The sequence below is a fragment of the Halorussus ruber genome (assembly GCF_004765785.1).
Classification (GTDB): Archaea; Halobacteriota; Halobacteria; order Halobacteriales; family Haladaptataceae; genus Halorussus; species Halorussus ruber.
This window is the reverse complement of sequence record NZ_ML219770.1, coordinates 1-23,081: the sequence shown is the minus strand read 5'-3', so window position 1 is coordinate 23,081 and position 23,081 is coordinate 1. Positions and strand designations below refer to the sequence as shown.

General features: G+C 65.0%; 22 protein-coding genes and 1 tRNA gene. 12 read left to right on the top strand and 11 right to left on the bottom strand.

Going from position 1 to position 23,081, the window contains the following annotated elements; all coding sequences use genetic code 11:
- The first annotated feature begins 71 nt into the window (after positions 1-71).
- Positions 72-977, top strand: a complete 906-nt coding sequence (locus EPL01_RS03455; protein WP_135823871.1) for a Vms1/Ankzf1 family peptidyl-tRNA hydrolase — start codon at positions 72-74, stop codon at positions 975-977.
- Positions 978-1,082: 105 nt separating this feature from the next.
- On the opposite strand, the gene secY is transcribed toward EPL01_RS03455, so the two are convergent.
- A complete protein-coding gene (secY, locus tag EPL01_RS03450; RefSeq protein WP_135823870.1) occupies positions 1,083-2,549 on the bottom strand; it encodes a preprotein translocase subunit SecY in 1,467 nt (488 codons plus the stop codon).
- A 354-nt stretch (positions 2,550-2,903) separates the two neighbouring features.
- On the opposite strand from secY, the gene EPL01_RS03445 reads away from it, so the two are divergent.
- Positions 2,904-3,284, top strand: coding sequence for a 2Fe-2S iron-sulfur cluster-binding protein (locus tag EPL01_RS03445; protein WP_135823869.1), 381 nt, complete (start codon positions 2,904-2,906; stop codon positions 3,282-3,284).
- A 321-nt stretch (positions 3,285-3,605) separates the two neighbouring features.
- Complete coding sequence (locus EPL01_RS03440) at positions 3,606-5,237, top strand: cryptochrome/photolyase family protein (RefSeq protein WP_135823868.1); 1,632 nt, start codon at positions 3,606-3,608, stop codon at positions 5,235-5,237.
- On the opposite strand, the gene EPL01_RS03435 is transcribed toward EPL01_RS03440, so the two are convergent.
- Positions 5,232-6,005, bottom strand: a complete 774-nt coding sequence (locus EPL01_RS03435) for an HAD-IIA family hydrolase (protein ID WP_135823867.1) — start codon at positions 6,003-6,005, stop codon at positions 5,232-5,234. The genes EPL01_RS03440 and EPL01_RS03435 overlap by 6 nt on opposite strands.
- Before the next feature lie 499 nt (positions 6,006-6,504).
- On the opposite strand from EPL01_RS03435, the gene EPL01_RS03425 reads away from it, so the two are divergent.
- The 3 genes from EPL01_RS03425 (at position 6,505) to EPL01_RS03415 (ending at position 8,755) form a co-directional block, all read left to right on the top strand.
- A complete protein-coding gene (locus tag EPL01_RS03425; protein ID WP_135823866.1) occupies positions 6,505-7,530 on the top strand; it encodes a DUF7490 domain-containing protein in 1,026 nt (341 codons plus the stop codon).
- A gap of 10 nt (positions 7,531-7,540) precedes the next feature.
- A complete protein-coding gene (locus EPL01_RS03420; protein ID WP_135823865.1) occupies positions 7,541-7,810 on the top strand; it encodes a DUF8060 family membrane protein in 270 nt (89 codons plus the stop codon).
- Positions 7,811-7,891: 81 nt separating this feature from the next.
- The gene (locus tag EPL01_RS03415; RefSeq protein ID WP_135823864.1) at positions 7,892-8,755 is read left to right on the top strand and encodes a hypothetical protein; all 864 of its coding nucleotides are present in this window, start codon (positions 7,892-7,894) and stop codon (positions 8,753-8,755) included.
- Here EPL01_RS03415 and EPL01_RS22570 read toward each other — a convergent pair.
- From EPL01_RS22570 to EPL01_RS03400, 3 genes are all read right to left on the bottom strand, one after another.
- A complete protein-coding gene (locus EPL01_RS22570) occupies positions 8,745-9,011 on the bottom strand; it encodes a hypothetical protein (protein WP_135823863.1) in 267 nt (88 codons plus the stop codon). The genes EPL01_RS03415 and EPL01_RS22570 overlap by 11 nt on opposite strands.
- A 116-nt stretch (positions 9,012-9,127) precedes the next feature.
- A tRNA-Ile gene (locus tag EPL01_RS03405) sits at positions 9,128-9,201 on the bottom strand.
- 157 nt (positions 9,202-9,358) lie between these two features.
- Complete coding sequence (locus EPL01_RS03400) at positions 9,359-9,946, bottom strand: FxsA family protein (RefSeq protein WP_135823862.1); 588 nt, start codon at positions 9,944-9,946, stop codon at positions 9,359-9,361.
- A gap of 679 nt (positions 9,947-10,625) precedes the next feature.
- On the opposite strand from EPL01_RS03400, the gene EPL01_RS03395 reads away from it, so the two are divergent.
- The gene (locus tag EPL01_RS03395) at positions 10,626-12,473 is read left to right on the top strand and encodes a threonine--tRNA ligase (RefSeq protein ID WP_135823861.1); all 1,848 of its coding nucleotides are present in this window, start codon (positions 10,626-10,628) and stop codon (positions 12,471-12,473) included.
- 195 nt (positions 12,474-12,668) lie between these two features.
- On the top strand, positions 12,669-14,120 hold the full coding sequence (gene arcD / locus EPL01_RS03390) for an arginine/ornithine antiporter ArcD (RefSeq protein ID WP_135823860.1): 1,452 nt from the start codon (positions 12,669-12,671) through the stop codon (positions 14,118-14,120).
- 6 nt (positions 14,121-14,126) lie between these two features.
- Here the strand turns inward: arcD and EPL01_RS03385 are convergent, their stop codons facing one another.
- The 5 genes from EPL01_RS03385 to EPL01_RS03365 all read right to left on the bottom strand — a co-directional run bounded on the left by EPL01_RS03385 (position 14,127) and on the right by EPL01_RS03365 (position 18,707).
- Positions 14,127-15,167: a dipeptide epimerase gene (locus EPL01_RS03385; protein WP_135823859.1), complete on the bottom strand. Its 1,041-nt coding sequence runs from the start codon at positions 15,165-15,167 to the stop codon at positions 14,127-14,129.
- Positions 15,164-16,189 carry an N-acetyltransferase DgcN family protein gene (locus EPL01_RS03380; protein ID WP_135823858.1) on the bottom strand — a complete coding sequence of 342 codons (1,026 nt, stop codon included), beginning with the start codon at positions 16,187-16,189 and terminating at the stop codon, positions 15,164-15,166. The genes EPL01_RS03385 and EPL01_RS03380 overlap by 4 nt, the downstream gene beginning before the upstream one ends.
- 267 nt (positions 16,190-16,456) lie before the next feature.
- Positions 16,457-16,885 (bottom strand): universal stress protein, encoded by a 429-nt coding sequence (locus EPL01_RS03375; protein ID WP_135823857.1) that lies wholly within the window; start codon positions 16,883-16,885, stop codon positions 16,457-16,459.
- A 61-nt stretch (positions 16,886-16,946) separates the two neighbouring features.
- The gene (locus EPL01_RS03370; RefSeq protein ID WP_135823856.1) at positions 16,947-17,681 is read right to left on the bottom strand and encodes a CehA/McbA family metallohydrolase; all 735 of its coding nucleotides are present in this window, start codon (positions 17,679-17,681) and stop codon (positions 16,947-16,949) included.
- Positions 17,682-17,876: 195 nt separating this feature from the next.
- Positions 17,877-18,707: a ZIP family metal transporter gene (locus EPL01_RS03365; RefSeq protein ID WP_135823855.1), complete on the bottom strand. Its 831-nt coding sequence runs from the start codon at positions 18,705-18,707 to the stop codon at positions 17,877-17,879.
- A 155-nt stretch (positions 18,708-18,862) separates the two neighbouring features.
- Here EPL01_RS03365 and EPL01_RS03360 point away from each other — a divergent pair, with 155 nt between their 5' ends.
- From EPL01_RS03360 to EPL01_RS03345, 4 genes are all read left to right on the top strand, one after another.
- On the top strand, positions 18,863-19,555 hold the full coding sequence (locus EPL01_RS03360; protein ID WP_135823854.1) for a YqjF family protein: 693 nt from the start codon (positions 18,863-18,865) through the stop codon (positions 19,553-19,555).
- Positions 19,556-19,637: 82 nt separating this feature from the next.
- Entirely contained in the window at positions 19,638-20,048 is a 411-nt protein-coding gene (locus tag EPL01_RS03355; RefSeq protein ID WP_135823853.1) for a pyridoxamine 5'-phosphate oxidase family protein, read from the top strand.
- A gap of 69 nt (positions 20,049-20,117) precedes the next feature.
- Positions 20,118-20,699 carry a hypothetical protein gene (locus tag EPL01_RS03350; RefSeq protein WP_135823852.1) on the top strand — a complete coding sequence of 194 codons (582 nt, stop codon included), beginning with the start codon at positions 20,118-20,120 and terminating at the stop codon, positions 20,697-20,699.
- 111 nt (positions 20,700-20,810) lie between these two features.
- On the top strand, positions 20,811-21,668 hold the full coding sequence (locus EPL01_RS03345) for a hypothetical protein (protein ID WP_135823851.1): 858 nt from the start codon (positions 20,811-20,813) through the stop codon (positions 21,666-21,668).
- A 10-nt stretch (positions 21,669-21,678) separates the two neighbouring features.
- On the opposite strand, the gene EPL01_RS03340 is transcribed toward EPL01_RS03345, so the two are convergent.
- Positions 21,679-22,374, bottom strand: a complete 696-nt coding sequence (locus EPL01_RS03340) for an SDR family NAD(P)-dependent oxidoreductase (RefSeq protein ID WP_135823850.1) — start codon at positions 22,372-22,374, stop codon at positions 21,679-21,681.
- Positions 22,375-23,081 lie beyond the last annotated feature (707 nt).

The window sequence follows — 23,081 nt, the reverse complement described above, 5'->3', positions numbered from 1 at the left end:
AAACTATATAGAATGGGCGGTGGGTCGGAGAGCAGAAACTACAAGACGCCTCCGCTCACTTGTCACGCCGAATGCTCGACGAGTTGCTCGGTCGCGCGGAGTTGAAAGACCGCATCGCCGACCTCGAAGAGGAGAAGCGCCACCTCGAACGCCAGTTGGAGGCCGAGGAGGAACGCCGCGCCGAGGCCGCCACCGCCCGACAGGAGGCCGAACAGCGCGTCAACCGACTCGAAGACCGCATCGCCGAGTTGGAGGACCGCGTGGAGCGCACCGAATCCGACGAGGCCGACCTCGAATTTCGGGGCGTCGAGACGGTTCGGGGCGACCGCCTCGCCGAACTCCTCTCGCGCCTCGACTCCGTCGAGACCGACCCCGAGGGCGCGCTGACCGCGATGGTCCCCGACGACGCCGGGCTCCCTGCCGAAGTCGAATCCGCGTTCGGCGACCACGCTACGTTGGTCAGTCGCGCCCGGCCCTGTCTGGCGGTCACCGACGACGCTGGCCTCGTCAGCGCCGCGCTCGCGCCGCCGGTCGAACCCGACCCCTTCGCTCGGTGGGCCGACGGCTTCGACCTCGACCGCGAGTGGTTCCTGCCGACCGGCGAGTTCGCGCTGGCGCTGGTCCGGTCGGACGTGTTCGCGCTCGGCGTCTACGACGAGACCGAGCGCGTCTCCTTCGAGGGATTCGAGAGCGACGTGAACTCAGACCACTCGAAGGGCGGGTTCTCGCAGGGCCGGTTCGAGCGGCGACGCGACGCCCAAATCGACGAGCATCTGGAGAAGTGCGAGGAGACTATCGAGGAGATGGTCGGCGAGGACGGTCCGGATCGCCTGTTCGTCGTCGGCCAGCGCACGCTCCTCGGGGAGTTCGAGGAGCGGGCCGAGGTCACCAGCGCGGTGGACGCGACCGGGGAACCGAAAGAGGCCTTGGACGACGCGTTCCGAGAGTTCTGGGCGACGCTACTGTACCGGATTTGAGTGGACGCGGTTTCGTGACTCCTTTCGGCGCGTGCTGCTGAGCCGAGAGAGAAGTCTCGAGTCGGGTACGAACGACAGCGAAAAGGGTTGGATTCGTCGTCTGCGTTATCCGAACATGTCCCGCATCATCGGGTGCATCTCCATCAGTTGCTCCTCGGCGATCTCCTCGTAGAGCTTGTAGGTGATGGAGACGGTCAGCAGCAGTCCCGTGCCGGAGACGCCGCCGATGGTGCCGAGCATGTTGGCCATCACGGCCAGCAGGCCGACCAGCGCGCCGCCGATGACGGTGACCTGCGGGATGTAGCGTTCCATGACCTTCTCGATGACGCCCGTGTTCTGGCGGAAGCCCGGAATCTGCATGCCGGAGTTCTGAATCTGCTTCGCGGTGGCCTCCGGACCCATGTCGGTCGTCTCGACCCAGAAGATGGCGAAGATGGCTCCGCCGACGACCATGAACGTGAGGTCGATGAGGACCCGGAGGATGATTTGCCACGGCTCTTGTGCAGTTCCTGCGAGCCACCACATCCACTGCTCACGCGCCTGAATCGGAGCCAGGTAGTAGAACAGCCCGCCGGTGGGGGTCCCCTGCGAGTAGGTCCCTAGCCAGCCGGGCATCCCGCTACCCAGTTGGCTGTAGAGGATGCGCCCGAGGAACTGGAGGTTGGCCTGGAGCGCTCGGACGAGAATCATCGGCAGGACGCTCGCGTAGATGAGCTTGACGGGGAAGCGACCCCGAGCGCCCTTCACGCGGGCGTGGCTCAGCGGAATCTCGACCCGGACGCTCTCGGCGTAGACGACGATGGCGAAGATGAGTACCGTCGTGACGAGCGCGAGAATTCCTCCGCCGCCGAGAAGGAGGTACTGAATACCCTCTCCGGTCAGCAACGAAGGCGTGTTCTCAGCAGTCCCCGTGACGAGGCCGATCCACGTTGGGATGAGGCCAGTCTCGCCGGGCAGTCCCGGCCACGCGAACAGCCCGCCCAGGAGCTTCTGGCTGACGCCAGCGATAATGAACAGGCCGATGCCGGAGCCGACGCCCCACTTGCTGATGATCTCGTCCATGAAGAGGACGAGGATGCCGCCGACTGCAATCTGGGCGAAGATGAGCCACTTGACGCCCATCGCGCCGCCGGGGAGGCTCGCGGCGACCTGTTGGTCGACCTGCAGGAATCCGCCCGCGAACACCATCGGGAGGCCGGTCAGGAAGATCATCACGACCACCAGCAGCTTCTGGAGGCCCTGATAGAGTACTTGGTCGCGGGGGTCGTCGGTGTCGAGTCCGAGCAGGTCCGCGCCGCCGAGCAACTGGAGGACGATGCTCGCGGTGACGATCGGACCGATACCCAGCTGGAGGACTGTACCTTGACCGCCCGCCAGTATGGAGCGGAACTGACCGAAGGCGTCCGCGCCTCCGATGTTCACGCCGTACAGGTAGACGTTCGTGAGGAAGAAATACAGAACCAACACGCCCGCAGTCCACCCAAGCTTTCGCTTGAAGGGGACGTGGCCCTCCGGCCGTCGCACGGAGGGCATCCGCGTAAGTACTGGTTCTGCCGCTTCTTTCCAACTCATATATCGCAATACATCGGACGGGGGCTTGTATGTGCTTCGCTTTTGGCCACGAACGTCGGCGCGCGAAATTCCGAATTTAACGAGTTATTTAAACCGCGAGACGGCGAAAGCGCACCTCACGAGCGGCGCTTCTCGGTCGCTCGGCTCGCGTCCGAATCGGACCCCGCCTCGAATATGCGGATACTAGCCACCCTTTCGGACCCCGACCGCTCGCCGTTCCGACCGTTCGACGGTTCGCTTTCCGGACCCCTCGACGGTTCGCTCTCTGACTTCTCGACCGCTCGCAGTTTTGACTCTTCGACCCCCGGCCCCAGAGTGCTAACAGTTAACACGAGTGCGGCCGTGTTCGTTCCCATGCCGACGATTCGGTTCGAGGAGAAAGAAATCGAGTGCAGTCAGGGGGACGTGCTGAGAGACGCCCTGCTCGACGCGGGAGAGTCGCCGCACAACGGCGCGTCGGAGTATCTCAACTGCCGGGGTCACGCGACCTGCGGGACCTGCGCCGTCGAGGTCAGCGGCGACGTGAGCGAGATGCGCGACGACGAGCGCAGGCGACTCTCACTCCCGCCACACGACGAGGACTCGGGACTCCGACTGGCGTGCCAGACCCGCGTGCAGGGCGACGTGGAGGTAATCAAACACCCGGGCTTCTGGGGCCAGAAAATCCAGCGCGACGAGACGGCAGGTGGGCGGGACCGACGGTCGGAATCGGTCGAGCCGGGAGCCGACGAGTAGCGCCGAAAGAATCCTATAATTGTCTTTTAGATTTATTTAAAATCCTTAGGAACCACTACAGTTGTCTTTCTCTCGAAATCTCTCGTCTCCTCCTGTCGGAAGGGACACCGAGCGTCTGCTGGCGGAAGGAACACCGAGCGTCTGCTGGCGGAAGGGACACCGAGTGTCTGCTGGTGGTTCGCCCAGTCGAGCGCACCCTCTCCGAGCGGTCCGACCACCGCTCACCCTCTCCGAGCGGCCCGACCACCGCTCTACCTGCTCGGCCACCTCCACCCGCCGCCGACGCCCGAACTTATGCCGGTTCCGCCCGAATCTCGGGGCATGACCGTCTGGGTTCTGGGCGACCAGTTACACCCCGACGCGGGACCGCTCGGCGAAATCGACCCCGGCGAGGAGCGCGTCCTCCTCGTGGAGGCCCGCCGGTTCGCCCGTCGGATGCCCTACCACCCCCAGAAACTCACCCTCGTCTTCGCCGCCATGCGCCACTTCCGCGAGGAGTTGCGCGCGGACGGCTACGAAGTCGAGTACCGGCGGGCCGACACCTTCGGCGCGGCCCTCGCGGACCACTTCGAGGCCCACCCCGACGACCGACTCCGGGTGATGGAACCCGCGAGCCACGGCGCGGCCGACCGCCTCCGCGAACTCGTCGCCGACGCCGCTGGCGAGGGCGGGGACGAAGGCGAGCGTGAGGACGAGGACACAGCGGACCGCCTCGAAATCGCGGAGAACGACCTGTTTTGCTGCTCGCCCGACGAGTTCGACGCGCGATTCCCCGACGCCGTTCCTCGTCACGAGACCTTCTATCGGTGGATGCGCCGGGAGACGGGGTACCTGATGGAGGAGTCACCCGAAACGGAGGACCCCGCCGAAAGCGACGAGCGAGGGGGCGAACCCGACCCTCGACCCATCGGCGGGGAGTGGAACTACGACGAGACGAACCGCCAGTTTCCACCCGACGAGTACGAGTTTCCCGACCCGCCCGCGTTCGAGGTCACAGAGACGACCCGCGAGGTCGCCGACTGGGTGCGCGAGGAGTTCGAGACGTGGGGCGACGAGCAGGTTTTCGTCGGCGACGGCGACCGCTTTCGCTGGCCCGTCACCCGCGAGCAGGCCCTGACCGCCCTCGACCGGTTCGTCGCCGAGCGCCTGCCCGAGTTCGGCCCGTATCAGGACGCCATGCTCGAACGGTCGTGGTCGGCCAATCACGCCCTGCTGTCGCCCGCGCTCAACCTCGGCCTCCTCCGGCCCGAGGAGGTCGTCGAGCGAGCGATTCGGGCCTACGAAGCAGACGAATCGGGTGCGCCACCCATCGAGAGCGTCGAGGGGTTCGTCAGGCAGGTCCTCGGCTGGCGGGAGTTCGTCCGCCACGCCTACCGCCGCCGGATGCCCGCGATGGGCGAGGCCAACCACCTCGACGCGACCCGCGACCTCCCGCCGCTGTACTACGACGGCGAGACCGACGCGAACTGCCTCGAAACCGCGGTCGGGCGCGTCTGGGACCGCGGCTACAGCCACCACACCGAGCGCCTGATGCTCCTCTCGAACTTCGCGCTCATCTACGGCGCGAATCCCCGCGAACTCAACCGCTGGTTCCACTTCGGCTACGTGGACGCCTACCACTGGGTCACGACCCCGAACGTCGTCGGCATGGGCACCTTCGCCACCGACGCGCTCTCGACCAAACCCTACGCCGCGAGCGCGAACTACATCGACAAGATGAGCGACTTCTGCGGGACCTGCCGGTACAATCCCGACGCGACGACGGGCGAGGACGCCTGCCCGTTCAACGCTCTCTACTGGGACTTTCTCGCCGAGAACGAGACTCCTCTGAGAGGCAATCACCGGATGGGCCTGACCTACCACAACCTCGACCGGAAATCCGAGGACGAACTCGCCGCCATCCGCGAGCGCGCCGCCGAGGTCCGGAAACTCGCCGCCGAGGGAGACCTATAGGAGCGCGTCCACGTCGGTCACGTCGTCGAGGACTACGTCTGGACTTATATTGGAGTTCTCTGCGTCTGCGCGCGTTGCCACTCCCGAGAGGACCAACGCGGTCCGCAGACCCGCGCGCTCGCCGAGGAGCACGTCGGTGTCCAACCTGTCGCCGACCACCAGCACCTCGTCGCCCCGGCCCGCGACTCTGGCCTCGACCGCCTTCGCGGCGGTTTCGGCGGGCTTGCCCAGCATCGCGTCCGGTTCGCGCCCGGCGGCCTCCGCGACGGCGGCGACGATGGCTCCCGACCCCGGCACCGGGCGCTCGGCGGCGGGAATCGTCGGGTCGGGGTCGGTAGCGAGGAAGGCGGCGTCGTCCAGCGCCCAGAGCGCCTCGCGGAGTCTGTCGTAGGTGAACTCGCGGTCGATGGAGGCGACGACCACGTCGGCGCTGTCCGGGTCCGAGACGAGGGGGACCTCGCGTGCCGCCAGCATCTCGCGCAGGCCCTCCTCGCCGAGCAGGTAGGTCGCGCGTCCGGGGTACTCCTCGGCCACGTAGTCGGCGGTCAGCGACCCCGAGGTCACCACGTCGTCGGGCCCCACCGCGAAGCCGAGGTCCGCCAGCCAGTCGGCGTAGTCCGCCGGGGTCCGGGTCGGGTTGTTCGACAGCATCAGCAGGTCGAGGCCGCGCTCGCGGAGTCTGTCCACCGTCTCGATGGCTCCGGGGATGGGCCGGTCTCCTCGGACGAGGGTGCCGTCTACGTCGAGGACGACGCTTCTGATGGTCATCGGGGCGTAGTTCGGACTCGGCCACCTTGGGTCTGCTTGCGGCCGAGAGCGTTCGGACCGGATTTCTTACGGAAGTGCAAGGAGAAAGCCCGGTCGTTCAGGACGGGGATGAATCCGACAAGTCATCCACAAACCACACTCGACGTGCCGAACGGATGTTTTAAGTAATCAGTCACCATAATACTATTCAACCGAGGCGGCCTGCCCGCCTCTCCTAATCGGACAATATCGGGATTCCCCGATTCCACGCAGAAGACACCCTCTTCTGTCTCAGGAATCAGGGTGTGGTAAGCGAAAGTATCTCTGAATCCCATGCCAGGATAGGAGTAACGGCTGATTGGCACAGCCAGTAGCTGTCCAACGTGGCGGCTACAAACCGTAACCATCCCAATCCAGCGGTGCGGTGCCGTGGGAATCCTCGCCCTTCAGGGCGGGGAGGATGTCAAGCGACCGCCAGCGCACCACAAAGCACTTTATACCCTCCTATGAGCCACAGTACATGAACCGCGAGACGATGCTGGCGGGTGCAATCGCCGTCGTCGTCGCGGTGTCCGTCCTCGCCGTCGCCGTGGTCCCCGGCGCGATAGCCGACACCGAGTCCGACCCGGTTCGGACCGGCCACCTCTCGATTCAGGAGGTCGCTATCGCGCCCGGCCCGGTGTCGGGCGGCACCGCGACGCTACAGGTCGATACCCGCCTCAGACACGCGAGAGGGCGCTCGGAGAACGTGACCCTCCTCGTCCGGGCGGTCCACCTCGACTCCGGACTGGTCGAGACGACCAGCGAGCGGCCCGTCGAACCGATTTCGGGCGACCGGGAGATTTCGGTCCGCCAGAACCTCTCGGTCGAGCGCGCCGGAGGCTACCGCATCGAGACGGTCGTCTACCGCGACGACGAGCGCATCGCCGAGGGGGCGAAGGAGGTCCGCGGCGTCGGCACGCTGACGCCGGAGTACGCCCGGACCAGCGTCAAGTTCCACTGGCAGGGCCAGAGCGGCCTCCCACCGGTCGAGTACGCGATTCAGGACGCCGCGGACAACCGGACGACCCTGAACGTCTCGACTTTCCTCACCAACGAGGGCGACGCGCCGTCTGAGCAACTGCGCGTGGTCTTCACCGTCCGGCAGGCCGACTCGAACATCGTCGCCGACCGCTCCTCGGTCGGCGTCGGACAGATCGCGCCGGGCCGGACCGCCGCCCCGAGCGTCGAACTCGCGGTCCCCGACGGCTACAACTACTACCTCGACGCGGTGCTGTGGAAGGACGGCGTCATCGTCGGCACCGCCCGGAGCGTGGCGAACCTGAACCCGACCGAGACCGTCGAGGCCAACCAGACGGTCCGCGAAGTCGGTATCGAGGTCGGCGACTTCGAGGAGGACCGAGGCGGAGCCGGAGGAGCGAGCGGACCGAACTACGAGACGACCGTCGAGAGCGGCGACCGTAGCGGCGGCGTGCCCGGATTCGGCGTGGGCGTGGCCGCCGTCGCGCTGGTCGGCGCGCTCCTGCTGGCGCGGAGACGAACGTGAGAACCCACCCATGAGCGAAGCCAACACCGACACCGAGATTCCCGACGAATCGACCGCCAACTTCGACGTGCAGACGAACCTCTACCGGGCCGCGCTGGGACTGTTCGCCCTGCTGGCGCTGGTCGCGGTGATTCAGTTGTACAGTAGCGTGAACGCGACGATTAACACCTTCATCTCCCACAAGTACCGGCCGCTGTTCCGGGCGGCGTTCAATCTGGTCGTGTTGCTGGTCTCGGGGATTGGGATTTCGTGGAGCGTTCGGGAGTTAACCAGAAAATAAAAGCTGGAATGAATATAAAATCATCTCGTGATTAGAAGTCTAGTTCTGTCCGTCGATATTGTGAATTCTGCTAGTGTCGAGATGATTAGCGCAGGAATTTCTAGTCTTCTAACTCTCGCTTTAGTTGGTTTATATTTTCTTCAGACAAGAATACAGGAGCAACAGAAAACGATTATGCAGAATCAGGAAGACCTGATGGAAAGGGAACATACACCCCTGATCGATATTGACTACTTGCTACCAAAGTCGGCCAGCTCGGCGGGTGTTTCAGAAAATTCTCTAGTAGTTGAATTGCTAAATGTCGGAAATGGAGTCGCAATTGACCCACAGGTTTACATTTTTACAGAATTTGACGAGGAGACAATTGAGACACCAGAAGTCCACTTCCCATTAATCCGTAAATCTGACAGGAAATCGCGTGAGGATGCTGGTTATGGTGAGTTATCTACGGCCCTTCCAGCAGATTCGAATGGTAAACTGTACGAGACTAATTTACAAATTGGCGTTAGGAAAAGTAGCCAAGAAAAAATAAAATCAATGCACTTCCACAAAGCGTTAAAATATTTATATGAGCAGGGAGTCGAGACCCTAAAATTAGAAATGGGTGTTCAAGTGTTCGACATTGACAATAATGTTCACGAATTTGAGGTTTTGAATTGTGATGTGAATCTCTCTCATGTTGTCTCGGGGCCTCTTGGTCCGAAACCAAATAAGGAAATAAACGACGACTTTTCGGCGGAAAAACTGTCCTTCACTCGTGTTTTCCGATATGTTACTGCAGAACGTGGTGGTAAAATTGTCGATGGAGATGGCGAAAACGGCCCATGGACTAACAAGATGGATGAAATAGCTGTACAAATATTAGACCATGCAATTGACGAGATAAGCAATAATGAGGAAGACTTCTCTGAGTTTCTGGAGAAGAGCGATTTCCCTAAATCTTAGCCGATAGTGAATCGGGGGCTACCGCGAACGCCCATCCCGCTATCGCACCGCCTCCTCGGCTTCTTCCATGAACGCCTCTTGTGCGTTCCGGACCTCTTCGTCCGCGGGGGAATCTGCTCGTAGCTTCCGAGTGCATCACCCATCGCTTGCAGTTGTCCGACAGCAGGGTCGACAGAATCCAGTTGAAGCGCTCTTGAAGCCGGTAGTCCTCGATGGGCGCAACAGCCTCGACGCGGTTATCCAGATTCGCAGTCATCTAGTCGGCGGACAACGCTGTACAGCATTGCTGTCCGCTTACAGGTGATGTTATCAGGAAGTAGATTCTGCGTCTGGAAGAAAATCACGCATCCAATAGTTTAAGAAATCTGACAGTGGGCCAACGCGGATTTGAACCGCGAACCTCCCGGTTATCAGCCGAGCGCTCAACCTGATTGAGCTATTGGCCCGCTGAACGCATTCAATCGTTGCGCCCTTGAATGTTTAAGCGTTTCCTTTCGATTCGGCTTCGACACGCCCTCACGGGGTTTCCCGGAGATATTAGCCGGTTGGTTCGTTTGGCCTCGCGGTTTCACCGCTCGGCCATTCGCGGCGCAACGCGCCGCGCTACTTCTCCTCGTCGTCCTCGAACTCGATATCGTAGGAATCGTCGTCTACGCGGTAGGTGTCCTCGGAGTTCGACTGGTTGCGCGAGCCGCTAGCGCCACCTGCGCCAGCGTTCCCTGTACCGCCCGCGCCAGCGCCGGTGCCGCTCGCGCCGCTCACGTCCTCGGCGTTCGGGAAGCCGAAGGTGTAGACGTTGCCGGTGGCGAACCCCCCGGTCTTCTTCTCGACGTAGGGCTTGACGACCCACTTCTGGACCGCCTCGCGGACGAGAATCCGCGAGGGCGGGAAGGCCAGCAGGAAGCCCACGGTGTCGGTGACGAGGCCGGGCGTCAGCAGGAACGCGCCCGCCGCGATGAGGAGCGCGCCGTCGGTGAGTTCGTCGGCCGGGACCTCGCCCTTGCCGAGGGTCTTCTGTAACCGCCGGACGGTGTGGCGGCCTTCGGCGCGGACGAACAGCGTCCCGACCAGCGCGGTCAGCACGACGAGCGCGACCGTGAGGACGGGACCGAGTTGCGTCGCCACGTAGACGAGAAACAGCGCGTCCACGAGCGGGATGATGAGCAGTCCGATTAGTGCGCGTTTTAGCATCGGTTCTTGTCGGTGGTAGTCGTTCGCGCCGTAAAACGCTTTAGGTGGGGTACTGGCGGGGTGATTTGAAGAGACCGCCTCTGTCGGCTGTTTTGCCGCGACAGGATATAGCGACACGAACCGCAGCACACGGTGGGTGTTGTCTTTTGAAGCCCCCGGTCGCTGGCGGTCGCGCTGCGGGATATTCTCGGCTCACTTTCGGTTCGCCCCGAATAGTCGTCCGCGGAGGCAACCACGGGCTGGAGCGCCAGCAGGTGAATCTTCCGTGATTTAAGCAATCTAAATATCTTTCAAGGATAGAATTACAATTACTTAGTAATTCTCTGCTTTGCTTATTGGCGCGTGCGGGCGCGGCCCGGCGGGCCGCGCCGCGCGCGAGGGAGTCGGCCGCCTCCGGCGGCCGACGAGGTTGGGGAGGACGAGGCGCGGGGCGGTTGCTGTGCGGGACGCCGTTGCTCAAGCAGTCGCTCGCTTCCCGTCTTCTCGGTCAGTAGTTGCGGCGCGGTCGGTGCTGGGTGGTGTGGTCTCTACGTTAATAGACAATCCTCCATAAAAGACGGGCAGGAAATCTCCGGCAAACGGCGGGAGGAATCTCGGAGCCAGCAACCACCTCGACGAACGAATACGACTCGTCCCACATCCCCGGCACGTTTTTGCCGACCGAAGCGGTCTATCCGCTATGCGACTGCTGTTCATCCACTCCGACCACCTCGAGTTCGAGACCACCACGGAGGCCGGAGACGACCTCGCCGAGACCGAGGAGGTCCCGATGGAGGGTCGGATGGACGACTGCGTGACCGCGTTCGTCAGCGTCGAGAGCGAGGACGAGGCCGACTTGGACGCCGTGGTCGAGAACGCCGCCGACGAACTGCGCGACGTGACCGGCCAGCTAAACACTCGGAAAATCGTCCTCTATCCCTACGCGCACCTCAGCGAGAGTCTCGCCAACCCCGACAGCGCCAAGACCGTGATGCGCAACCTCGAAGCCGCGCTCGAAGGCGAGTACGAGGTCCTGCGGGCACCCTTCGGCTGGTACAAGGCCTTCGAGGTCGCGTGCAAGGGCCACCCGCTCTCGGAACTCTCCCGGCACGTCACCCCCGAGCGCGGCGAGGAGGCTGCGGACGCCGAACGCGCCCCCAGCGAGTGGAAACTCGCCTTCCCCGACGGCGAGACGAGGGACGCGCTGGACGCGAAAGACGCAGACCCGGTAAGCGACGACATGCGGGCCTTCGTCGAAGACGAGGTCGAAGGAAAAACTGCCAGCAAGGGCGAGCAACCGCCTCACGTCGAACTCATGCGGGAGAAGGAACTGGTCGGCGACGACGAGCTGAGCGACGTGGGCAACCTCCGGTGGTACCCCCGCGGGAAACTGATTCGGGACTCGCTGATGGCGTACGTCAACGACCTCGTGGTCGAGTACGGCGGTATGCCGGTCGAGACGCCCATCATGTACGACCTCGGCGTGCGAGCGGTTCGAGAACACTCCGAGAAGTTCGGCGAGCGCCAGTACCGCTTCGAGTCGGGCGACCGCGAGATGATGCTCCGGTTCGCGGCCTGCTTCGGCCAGTTCTCCATCATGCGGGACATGCACATCTCCCAGTCGGACCTGCCTCTGCGAATCTACGAGATGTCCACCTACTCCTTCCGGCGCGAGCAGCGGGGCGAAGTCGTGGGCCTCAAGCGCCAGCGGGCGTTCACCATGCCCGACATGCACACCGCGACTCGGGACATGGAACAGGCCAAAGACGAACTCGAAGCGCAGGCCAAGCTCTCTCTGCGCACCAGCGAGGACCTCGGCCTGAACTACGAGCCAGCGATTCGGATGACCCAAAAATTCTACGACGACAACGAGGAGTGGGTCGAAAACCTCGTGGACGATCTCGGCAAGCCCGCCCTGGTCGAAATCCTGCCCGAGCGCCACCACTACTGGTCGGCCAAGATCGACTTCGCGGCCATCGACCAACTCGGCAGACCCATCGAGAATCCGACCGTCCAAATCGACGTCGAGAGCGCCGAGCGGTTCGACATCGAGTACAGCACCGGACAGGAGTCCCGCCATCCGCCCCTCCTCCACTACTCGCCGTCGGGCGGCATCGAGCGCGTGCTGGCCGCGCTGCTGGAAACGGCCGCCAAGCAGGAGACGCCGCGACTCCCGACGTGGCTCTCGCCCACGCAGGTCCGGTTCGTCCCGGTCGGCGAGGAGCATACCGACTACTGCGACGCCCTCGCCGACGACCTCGAATCCGCGGGCATCCGGGCCGACGTGGACGACCGGAGCGAGTCGGTCGGCAAGCGCATCGCCAGAGCCGAGACCGACTGGGTGCCCTACTACGCGGTGGTCGGGGACCGGGAAATCGAGAGCGACGAGGGCCTCCTCGGCGTCAACGTCCGGAGCGAGGAGGCCGAGCGCGAGATGACCGTCGAGGAGTTGCGGGAGACGATTCTCGACGAGATAGGTGACCTGCCCAAAAAGAAGCGATACCTCCCCCAGCACGTCAGCAAGCACCCGCATTTCACCGGGCGGTAGAAGTCAGTAGTGAAACCATTTCTACCGCGTCGTGGTTCGAATCTTAGTTCTCGGCAGGACTTGCGTATTTCTAGGTTTCAGGACCTCTACTCACACCACAGACGTGTTTCTCGGTATCGAGCCACAATTTGAATATTCCTTATGGGAATAAATCCGTGGTTGTTTAATACCTCGAAGTAATACGCTCGGGCACCAATGGCTTCGCTCGACTTCGAACCGCTCACCTACGGAGAACTGTCGCCGGAGCGACGGCCCACGCTGGCGCAGGCGTTGGTTCCCGTCCTCGGCGTAATCGTCTTCCTCGGAATCGGGTCGGGGTACCTCAAACTCGCGCCCCACGGACCCCTCCTCTGGAGCGTCGTGCTGACCGGGCTGGTCGGCTACTACTGGATGGGCCTGTCGTGGGACGAACTCTACGACGGCATCGCAGACAGCCTCCTGATGGGGCTACAGGCCGTCCTCATCCTGTTTACCATCTACGCGCTCATCGCCACGTGGGTCAGCGCCGGGACGATTCCGGGCCTGATGTACTACGGCCTGTCGATTCTCACGCCAGCGGTCTTCCTGCCAGCGACAGCGATTCTGGCGACCGTCGTCGCCTTTTCCATCGGGTCGTCGTGGACCACCGCGGGGACCCTCGGCGTCGCGTTCATCGGTATCGGGTCTGGTCTCGGCATTCCCGAACCGATGACCGCCGGGGCGATTCTGAGCGGTGCCTACGCGGGCGACAAGCAGTCGCCCCTCTCGGACACGACCAACCTCGCCGCCGCGGTCACCAACACCGACCTCTACGACCACATCCGGGCGATGCGGAACGGCACCGCGCTGGCGCTCGGCATCTCGCTGGTCGGCTACGCCCTGCTCGGTCTGCGCGCTGGCGGGGCGATTCCCGAGGGGCAAGTCGCCGAGATTCAGGGCGCGCTGGCAGGCACCTACGACCTCTCGCTTCTGGTCTTCCTCCCGCTGGTCGTGACCTTCGGCCTCGCGCTCTACGGCTACCCGGCGCTCCCCTCGCTGGTGGCCGGGGTCTTCGCTGGCGTGTTCACCACCATCACGGTGCAGGGTGCGGGCTTCACTACCGCGTGGGACGTGTTCCTGAACGGGACCGCCCCCGAGACCGGCACGAAGCTCGTGAACGACCTGCTGGCCGCCGGAGGAGTCTCTGGCTCTGCGTGGACTATCTCGGTCGTCGTCGCCGCGCTCTCGCTCGGCGGCCTGTTGGAGGGCATGGGTGTCCTCGCGGTGCTGGCCCACTACCTCGCTCGGGGCGTCCAGAGCGCGACCGGACTGGTCGTGAGTTCGGGGGTGTCCGCGATTCTGGTCAACGTCTTCTCGGCACAGCAGTACATGGCCATCGTCGTGCCGGGGATGACCCTCCGGAACCTCTACGACGAGTACGACCTCGAAAGCGAAAATCTCTCTCGCGCCGTCGAGGCCGCCGGAACCCCGACCGGCGCGCTCATCCCGTGGCACGCTGGCGCGGTCTACATGTCCGGCGTTTTCGGCGTGCCGACCGGGGCCTACTTCCCCTACTACTTCTTCGCCTTCCTCTCGCCGCTCGTACTGTTCGCCATGGCGCTGAACGGACGCGCCACGACGAAAAAAGGACCCGCTGACTCGCCGACCGCCGCCTCGGCCGACGACTGATTTCGTTCAGTTCTCGCGCGCGCCGGTTCCGGCCCGCTTCATTCCCCCGAGGTCGATGTCGCCCTCGGGCATCGGGACGCCGGCGTACTCGTCCTCGTCGAGGAGCAACGCGCCGTCCAAGTCGGCGTAGTCCAGCAGGGGCGCGAGGTGGGCCGCGCCGGAGATGGCGGCGTTGGACTCTATCATGCACCCCAGCATGACCTCCAGACCGTGAGCGCGGGCGGTGTGAATCATCCGCTTTGCCTCGCGCAGGCCGCCGCACTTCATGAGTTTCAGGTTGGCGATGTCGGCCTTGTCGGCGATTCGCGGGATGTCGGGGAGCGTGACGCAGGACTCGTCGGCCGCGATGGGGAGCGCCGACCGATTCCGGACGAACTTCAGTCCCTCGGGATTGTCGGCCGAGACGGGCTGCTCCACGAATTCGAGGTCGTACTCGGCCAAGCCCTCGATTTTCCGGACGGCCTCGCGGGGCGACCACGCCTCGTTGGCGTCCACCCGGATGGTGGCGTCGGGGGCCGCCTCGCGGACCGTCGAGATGATCTCCTCGTCGCGGTCGGTGCCGACCTTGACTTTGAGGACCTCGTAGCCGCGTTCGACCGCGGTCTCGGTCTTCTCGGCCATCTTCTCCGTCGAGTCGATGCCGATGGTGTAGGAGGTCGGGACTGTCTCCTCGGCGTCGAGGCCCCAGTAGCGGTACAGCGGCAGGTCGGCGCGCTTGGCGACCAAGTCGTGGAGCGCGATGCTGACCGCGCATCTGGCCGCGGGGTTGCGCTCGACGGTCTCGCGCATCCGGCGCTCGATGCGGTCGAGTTGGTGGGGGTCGCCGACCTCCTCCACGACTTCGAGGAGGTCCGGCAGGACCGCCTCGACCGTGGCGGCGGTCTCGCCGTAGTGTTCGGAGGGCGCGGCCGCGCCGACGCCCTCGGTGCCCTCGTCGTCGGCGATTCTGACCACGACGTTCTCGGCGGTCTCTTGGGTGCCGCGCGAGATAGTGAAGGCGTTTTCGAGGGGAAGCGAGACGCGCTCGAACTCGGTGTCGAGGCTCACAGAATCGCCTCCAGCACGGCGTCAATCTCCTCGTCGTCGCCGAACCGAACCGGGTCGATTGCGGGCGCGTCGAGTTCGTCGCCGAAGGTCTCGACCGCGTCGCGGGCCGCGGCGTCGTCTTCGACGTCTCGGGTGTTGAGCGCCCCGGCGACGACTTCGGTCTCGTTGACCGGCCGGGCGAGGTCCTCGTAGAGGTCCACGTAGTCGGCGACCGGCGGCAGGTCGAACTCCTCGTAGCCGTGGACGGCCTCCCGGCCCGCCTCGTGACAGAGGACGAGCTTGTCGGCCATCGACCCGTGGAGGATGCCGCAGGTCACCGCGGAGTAGGCCGGGTGGACGATGCTCCCTTGCCCCTCCACGAAGAGGTAGTCGTAGTCGTCGCCGCGTTCCAGAATCATCTCCTCGACCGCGCCCGCGGTGAAGTCCGACACGACGCGGTCGATGGGGTTGCCCCAGTTCTCTATCATGATGCCGGTCTGTCCCGTGGGGATGAACCCGGCGTCAGCGCCGCGCTCGCGGGCCGCCTCCAGCAGTTCGAGCGTGGCGGTCATCTTCCCGACCGAGCAGTCGGTGCCCACGGTCAGAATAACCTCGGCGTCCACTTCGTCGGCGATACCCTGCGAGACGGTCAAGTCCTCCGGGGGCTTGCGCACGTCCCAGATGTCGCAGTCGTTCTCCTCGGCGAGCGCGGCGAACTCCTCGTCGTCTTCGAGGAAGTAGTGGAGGCCGGAAATCAGGTCGCAACCCCGCTCTAAGGCGGTGGTCACGTCCGAGCGCCACGACTCGTCGAACCCGCCGCCGATGGGCGCGATGCCGACGATGAGCGCGTCCACCTTGGGGGCGTCGGCCATCTCGGCGACGATGGGGGCGTCCTGCACGTCCGGCACGTGGTCCGAGACGCGCTGACCGGCGTTGTCGCGGTCGAGGACGGCTTCGACCTCGTAGTCGGCGTAGCGGAGCAGACCGACCGCGGTCTTGGCGCGGTCGGGGAACTTCTCGTGAGCGAGTACGGCGACTCTCATGTCTGGTGGATTGTCGGAGCGGGGTATAAAACTCGGTGTGCCGGTAAGGGTTCGAATAGAGTACTATAATTCGTTTCTAAAACAATAGAAATTTATCTTTTAGAAATGCTTCTGTGTCTTTAGAAATTGTTTTGATTTCCTCGTACTGCCGACGTTGTTCCGGGTTGACGGAAATTCGACCGACGGGAGCGGGACGGAAACGGGGCGGGAGCAGGACGGGGCGGAATGAGAGCAGGACGAGAGCGAGACGCCGATTCGAGACCGAAGTCACCGAACGACCGTCACGGGGACTGGCGACTGGCGCATCACGCGCTCGGCGGTACTCCCCAGAAGCAGGCGCGAAACCCCCGAGCGACCGTGGCTTCCCAGAACCACGTGGTCGATGTCGTGGTCCTCGACGTAGTCCAGAATCACGCGCGCCGGGCGTCCCGTCTCGACGGCGGTCGTCACCGAACACCCCGCGTCGGCCGCGATTTTCGCCGCGTCGGCGCAGACTCTCTCAGCCTCCTCGGTGGCGCGGCGCGGCCACTCCTCGGCCTCGGGCAGGCCGTGGGCTTCGGCCTCGTAGACGACGCTGATAGGGTCCACGACGTGGAGAATCGTGACCTCGGCGTCGGGGTGCTTCTCGGCGACGTATTCGACCGCGCGCTCGGCGAGCGGCGACCCGTCGAACGGGACGAGGAGACGGTCGGGCATGGAACTAATCACGCCGTCGCGCGCCATAGTTCCGTCGCCGCGGGCAGGCGGACGACTTTTGTCAGGACTCGCGCGGCGGCGGCGCGTTCTCCTCTTCGCCCGGCGGCGTCCCCAACCCCGGCGGTTCCGGCGCGGGATGCTCCAGCCACCCCTTCTGGCCGTGAATCAGCTTGTACGCCCGGCGGAGCAACTGCTGGGACGGACTCCGGTCCATCTTCGGCGACACCCGACCGTCCCGAATCGCCGCGGCGACGCTCTCGGGCGTGAGTTCGTCGGCGTCGATTTCGGTGTAGGCTCGCCCGACCTCGACCGGGTAGTGGGCGTCGCTCCCGCCGACCAGCGGCAGGCCCCGGTTCTCGGCCAACTGCTCGACCCACGCCGCGGGGTCGGTCCCCTTGCCGTTGACCTCGACGGCGTCGAAGTCGGCGTCGGCCTCCCGCACCGTGCTGTTGCGGAAGGGGTGAGCGATGACGGCCGCGCATCCCCGGGCGTGCGCCATCTCGACGGTCTGCTCGGGCGTGAGTTTCCCTTCCGGAGTCTCCTCGGGCGGGTCCGGCCCGACGACGAGCGCGTGACCCCGCGTCGTGGTCACTTCGATGCCCGGCAGGACCGCGACCGACTCCTCGCCGAGGTCGAACTCCCGGTAGTAGTCGTGGTTGGTCGTGACCACGGCGTCGAGGCCCCGATACCCCGCCATCTTCGCCAGCAGGCGCACGCCGACGGGGTCGTAGGCCCGGCCCAGACTGGGCACGCCGTGGAAGAATCGCGTGTGAGTGTGAATATCGACGCTGAACACGGACGAACTAGCGGACTCGCCGGGTTAGCGGTTTGGGCCGACCGAACCACCGAGGATGCGCTCGACTGGCCAGTCCACCGTGGAACAAGCCTGACCGAAGAATCCACCGCGGACGGGGGCTTCGAAAGACAACAAAAATACCGTTCTGCTGTCCGTATTCGGACCGATTACGTCCTCAAGACTCCTCGCACCCTCTCAAGCCCCGCTCTGGAGAACCAACCAAGCGACGAACACCGCCAGACCGCCGAGGCCGGTACTCGCCACGGCCCGCGCCCGGAGGCGGTCCAGCAGTTCGTGGGCGTCGTCGGTGACTTGGGCGACCTCGTAAATATCGCCGCCCAGTTCGCACCGCGGCAGGAAGTCCATGGCGACGTGGAGGAAGACCCCGGCGGCGAAGCCGAAGACGAGGCCGTTCACCGGGCCGCTACTCGGGAGCGTGAGGAGCGCGGACGGAATCGCCGTGATTCCGAGGCCAGCGGCCGGGAGCAGGAGAATCGAGACCGGTTTGCCCGCCCGCCGGAGGCGGTCCGCCGCGGCGTAGCCCGCCGGTCCCTTGTGCGAGACGATGGCCAGACCGAGCAGGAGTCCGAGCTCAGGCATGTTACCGTAGACCAACCCGATGATTGCTCCCGCGGCCAGCGAGTGGGCCACGAGTTCGATTGCGGTGTGGTCGAACGGGAGGTCGGCGTGCATCGCTCGGTGGCCGAGCGTGTGCGAGGAGAACCCCAGCAGGACGCCGAACGCGATGCCGAACCCGCCGAACTTCGGGTGGTGGCCGATGGCTCCGGGCACGATGAACACCGCCGCGCTGGTTATCATCGCGCCGCTGGCGAGGCCGTAGCCCCAGACCAGTCGCCCGGCGTCGGTCGAGGCCCCGGTTCGCCCGCCAGCGAGCGCCGACCCCGCCATCGCGGCGAACGCCACCCACGAGATACCGACGACTTTGACTAATCCCGCCGAGAGCGCCAGCGGTGTGAGTGCGAGGAGTACGACCGGACCGACGAGACCGAGTCGAGAGACGCGCATGTTGTTAACCAGACCGCTCGAGTTAATAAGCGCGTCGGTCGGGTTCCCTGAATCAGATTGACGAGTCGGTCGAGTGCCGTCGTGACGAGTCGTTCGGGCGTCGTCGCCAGCGATTCCGCCGCGGCGTATTTGCCGTTCGAGCGCGTCTATCCGGTATGCGAGACGTGCCTGTAGTGTCGCTCACGTGGCGCGACGGACTGTTCGCCCACTGGCCGGTCGAGGCCTCGCGGCTCCAATCGCTCGTTCCCGACGAACTCGAAATCGACACCAGAGAGGACTCTGCGTGGGTGTCGGCGCTCCCCTCGCTGGTGCGAGCGAGTCGGCCGTGGCTGCTGCCCGAACCCGCCGGACTCGACTTCCCGCAGGTCAACCTCCGGACCTACGTCCGCCACGAGACTCGTCCGGGGGTCTACTTCCTGAGCCTCGACGCCGCGACCGCGTTCGGCGTCAAAGTGGCTCGGGCGGTGTGGGGCCTGCCGTACCACCACGCCGAAATCGACTTCGAGACGGACGGTGAGCGTCGGCGGTTCGAGAGCAACCGCCTCCACACCGACGACTCGCCCGCCCGGTTCGCGGCCGAGTACCGACCCACCGGTCGCCCCTCTCACGCCGACCGCGACTCGCTCTCGGCCTTCCTCGCCGAGCGCTATCGGCTCTACCTCGTCCGAAACGGGACGGTCTGGTGTTCGCGCGTCGAACACGACCCGTGGCGTCTCGCCCCGGCCGAGGCGACGGTCCACGCCGACGACCTGCTGGAGTCGGTCGGCCTGCCCGCGCCCTCGACGGACCCGATGGTCCAGTACGCTCCTCGGGCCGAGTTCAGGATTCGGACGCCCTTCCGACCCTGACCAGCGCCAATCGCCCACTCCTCGGCCGCGACCGGCACCGACGGCAGGTACCGGTTTACGTTTCGGCGACGTGAGATGGGTCGTGACGACCGTACCCGACGACTTCCGCGACCTGTTCGAAAAGCAGACCTTCGCGCACGTCGCCACCCTCCTGCCGGACGGGACGCCCCACTCGGTCCCGGTCTGGATAGATTACGACCCCGAGGAGAACCTCGTGGTGTTCAACACCGTCAGGGGGTCGCGCAAGGAGCAGAACCTCGAGGAGAACTGCCACGTCGCCATCTCGATGACCGACCCCGACGACCCCTACCGGTTCCTCGCGGTCCGGGGCGAAGTGGTCGAAATCACCGAGGAGGGCGCGGTCGAACACGTCGACAAACTCGCCCAGCGCTACATGGGCGTCGAAGAGTACTCCCGAGACGAGGACGGGGCGCGAGTCGTCGTCAAGATTCGCCCCAACAGCGTCACCGCGCGAGACGAGTCCGACGACTGAGCGACCGAGACTGAAGGGCGTCTTTCACCCTCTGGAAGACTTATCACGAACTGCCTCGGAGCCTGACGCGTGCAAGGGACGACACGACGCTCGCTCCTCGCCGGGGTCGGCATCTCGCTCGCGGCTGCGGGGTGTCTCTCCGACGCGGAGGAGACCGGCGAGGCGACGACGCGGACCTCGACGCAGGTGAGTCTCAGGACGGAGACGACCGAGACCTCGACGCCCGAGAATCCGATTACAGTCACCGAGGAGCCAGCAAACCGCGAGGCGACCGCCCACGCCTCGAAGGTCCCCGACGCGGACCACGCCATCACCCTCCGGAGCGAAGTCGGCGAGACCCGAGTCCGGGTCCGAGTCGTCCGCGAGGAGACCGGCGAAGTCGTCTTCGAGACGACCGAGACCACTCCCGTCGGGGGCGACCTCTACAACCTCCGAGAGGCCGACCCCGAGGGCATCGAGACTTTCCGAATCTGTGCCGAACTCGTCGGGTCCGGAGGTACCGCGACCGAATCCGACGCGACCGAACCGGACTCCGGCGAGGACACTCGTCGGCGGGACTGTGCGACCATCCGAACCAGCGCGTGCTACGCCGACGCTCACGTCACAGTCGAGGAGGACGGGTCGGTCAGCATCGTCTACGCGATTTGCTGATTCGATGCCGGGCGCAACGCGAGTCCTCAGAGAGCGTTTGTCCCTGCGCAGGCCCCACTTACCGACGTTCAGCAGGCTGGTAACAATGACCGTGGCGGTCGTAGCGAGCCTATGTCGAACGCGACGACTGAGCGCACAGCCTCACAGACGCCGGACTCCTCGACCGCGGACGCCACGGGCGCGGACCCACCTTCGGCCTCCTATCGACTCCTGACGCTCCTGCTGTTCGTCGGCACGGCGGTCGCCGGGTTCGCGGGTGCTACCTCGACCGCTGGCGGGTTCGGCGCGCGGATTCTGGGGTCGTTCGCGGCCGGACTCGTCCTGCTGGCGAGCGTGTTCGTCGCTCCCGTGCTGGTGTACGCCGACGCGGTGCGGGTCCGGGCGCTCGACCTCGACTGGTCTCCTCGGCCAGTGGTCCACGCCGCGGGCGCGTTCGTCCTCACCGTCGCCGCGAGCGTGGCGCTCGAACTGGTCCGGATGCCCCTGCTGTCGGCGATGCACCCCGTGAACGAGATGTATTACTCGCTTTCGTCCGGGCCGCCGCGGGTCCAGTCGATGCTGTTGACGATTAGCGCGCCGCTCGGGACGCTGTACTACCTCGCGCGCCGGAACCAGCACCTCGACGGGAAGACGCCGTCGCGCTACTGGTGGTTGCTCCTGCCCGCGGTGGTCGCCGTCGGCGCGGGCTATCTCGCCGCGGAACTGGCCGCGCCGGGGTCGCTGACGACCGTCGCCGGGGGCGCGATGGTGGTCGCGTCGCTGTTCCCGGTCGGGGCGTACATGGACGCTCGGTATCTCCGGAGTCGGTCGTCCGGCGGGAAAGCGGATAGCGAGGCGTCGGGATGGCGTCCGAATCCCGCGGTCCAGTTCCTGCTTTCGTACCTCAGCGTCCTCGTGTTTCCGATTTCGGTCCTCTATCCGGCCTACGCGGTCGGGTACCTCGCTCGGCGATTCGGCGCGGGTCGGTAGGAAGGTCGTTTCACGCCGTCGCCTGACGGAACTCTTTGAGGCCCAGCACGTTGCCGTCTACCTCCTCGGCGGACGCCTCGATGGCGGCCCACTGAATCAGGTCCGCGGCGTCCTCGGGGTCGCGGCCCTGCCCGCCGGTCAGGTCGGTGGCGACCGCGCCGGGTTCCACGACGCCGACGGGGAAGTCGAGTTCCGCGGCGAACTGCCGGACGACGGCCTCCGCCGCGGCCTTCGAGACGGCGTAGGAGCCGTAGCCCGGTTTCGCGTCCCGCGCAATCTTTCCGGAGGGGACCAGCACCCGCGCGTCGTCGGCCAGATGCGGCAGGGCCTCGCGGACCGCGGTGAAGACTCCTCGGGCGTTGATTCGGAAACTGTCGTCGAACGCCGAGTAGGAGTCGCTGGCCAGCGGCGTCTCGCCGGGACTGCCGTGAAAGACGCCAGCGCAGGGGACCACGAGGTCGATGCCGCCGTCGCTCTCGCGCGCCGCGGTCTCCATGAGTCGCTCGACGTCGAACTCGTCGCGCACGTCGGCCCGCATCGCGGTGGCAGTTCCGCCCGCGTCCTCGATGTCGTCGGCGACGGCCTCGATTTCGTCCTTCTCGCGGGCGCAGAGGACCACCCGCGCTCCCTCGGCGGCGAAGCGCCGCGCGACCGCCTCGCCGATGCCTCGACTCGCGCCTGTCACGACCGCTGTCAGTCCGTCCATGCCTCCGCTGTCGGCCTCCTGACCCAAACCGGTTTCTGCATCTGCCGAGCGAACGGCAAAAGTCGATGACTGGAGGAGACAATCCCATCTATTTACTTAAGAAATAAATGAAATTGCTTAGGAAATTCATAACCACCCGAGAGCCGCGGCGAGCGCGGGCGCTCGCCGCGGCGGACGCTCGGTGCAACCTTCCACGGAGCGAACGCTCGGCCGACTAATCCACCGGGACGCGCTGAGTCGGACACTCCACCGGGGCGCGCTCGGCCGACCAACTGCCGTGGGTGGGATGAAGGGGCCGCCCGGTCGCGGTCACGCGAACGAAGTGAGTGTGACCTCGGGAGACGCGGTTTGTCTCCCGGCGTGCAGTTTAGTCATCTGAGCAGGCTACTATTCGGAGCGCGGGCGGTGTCTCGCCGAACGAAGTGAGGCGAGGCTCGGAAGACGCGGTTTGTCTTCCGGCGCGGAGAGCGGCGAATATCCTGCTCAGCGACCGCGACCGGGCGGGGGCTTCAAGAAGCGTTCACGGCCTCGGTTACGGAAGTGCAAGGAGAAAGCCCGGTCGTTCAGGACGGGGATGAATCCGACAAGTCATCCACAAACCACACTCGACGTGCCGAACGGATGTTTTAAGTAATCAGTCACCATAATACTATTCAACCGAGGCGGCCTGCCCGCCTCTCCTAATCGGACAATATCGGGAATTCCCC

Bases quoted from the DNA above. Each gene is read 5' to 3' on its own strand.
- EPL01_RS03375 (WP_135823857.1), bottom strand. From the start codon at position 16,885: ATGCCCGACCGTCTCCTCGTCCCGTTCGACGGGTCGCCGCTCGCCGAG.
- EPL01_RS03380 (WP_135823858.1), bottom strand. From the start codon at position 16,189: ATGAGAGTCGCCGTACTCGCTCACGAGAAGTTCCCCGACCGCGCCAAG.
- EPL01_RS03420 (WP_135823865.1), top strand. From the start codon at position 7,541: ATGAGCGAAGCCAACACCGACACCGAGATTCCCGACGAATCGACCGCC.
- EPL01_RS03425 (WP_135823866.1), top strand. From the start codon at position 6,505: ATGAACCGCGAGACGATGCTGGCGGGTGCAATCGCCGTCGTCGTCGCG.
- EPL01_RS03445 (WP_135823869.1), top strand. From the start codon at position 2,904: ATGCCGACGATTCGGTTCGAGGAGAAAGAAATCGAGTGCAGTCAGGGG.
- EPL01_RS03340 (WP_135823850.1), bottom strand. From the start codon at position 22,374: ATGGACGGACTGACAGCGGTCGTGACAGGCGCGAGTCGAGGCATCGGC.
- EPL01_RS03360 (WP_135823854.1), top strand. From the start codon at position 18,863: ATGCGAGACGTGCCTGTAGTGTCGCTCACGTGGCGCGACGGACTGTTC.
- EPL01_RS03395 (WP_135823861.1), top strand. From the start codon at position 10,626: ATGCGACTGCTGTTCATCCACTCCGACCACCTCGAGTTCGAGACCACC.
- secY (WP_135823870.1), bottom strand. From the start codon at position 2,549: ATGAGTTGGAAAGAAGCGGCAGAACCAGTACTTACGCGGATGCCCTCC.
- EPL01_RS22570 (WP_135823863.1), bottom strand. From the start codon at position 9,011: ATGACTGCGAATCTGGATAACCGCGTCGAGGCTGTTGCGCCCATCGAG.
- EPL01_RS03415 (WP_135823864.1), top strand. From the start codon at position 7,892: ATGATTAGCGCAGGAATTTCTAGTCTTCTAACTCTCGCTTTAGTTGGT.
- EPL01_RS03345 (WP_135823851.1), top strand. From the start codon at position 20,811: ATGTCGAACGCGACGACTGAGCGCACAGCCTCACAGACGCCGGACTCC.
- EPL01_RS03435 (WP_135823867.1), bottom strand. From the start codon at position 6,005: ATGACCATCAGAAGCGTCGTCCTCGACGTAGACGGCACCCTCGTCCGA.
- EPL01_RS03440 (WP_135823868.1), top strand. From the start codon at position 3,606: ATGACCGTCTGGGTTCTGGGCGACCAGTTACACCCCGACGCGGGACCG.
- EPL01_RS03400 (WP_135823862.1), bottom strand. From the start codon at position 9,946: ATGCTAAAACGCGCACTAATCGGACTGCTCATCATCCCGCTCGTGGAC.
- EPL01_RS03455 (WP_135823871.1), top strand. From the start codon at position 72: ATGCTCGACGAGTTGCTCGGTCGCGCGGAGTTGAAAGACCGCATCGCC.
- arcD (WP_135823860.1), top strand. From the start codon at position 12,669: ATGGCTTCGCTCGACTTCGAACCGCTCACCTACGGAGAACTGTCGCCG.
- EPL01_RS03365 (WP_135823855.1), bottom strand. From the start codon at position 18,707: ATGCGCGTCTCTCGACTCGGTCTCGTCGGTCCGGTCGTACTCCTCGCA.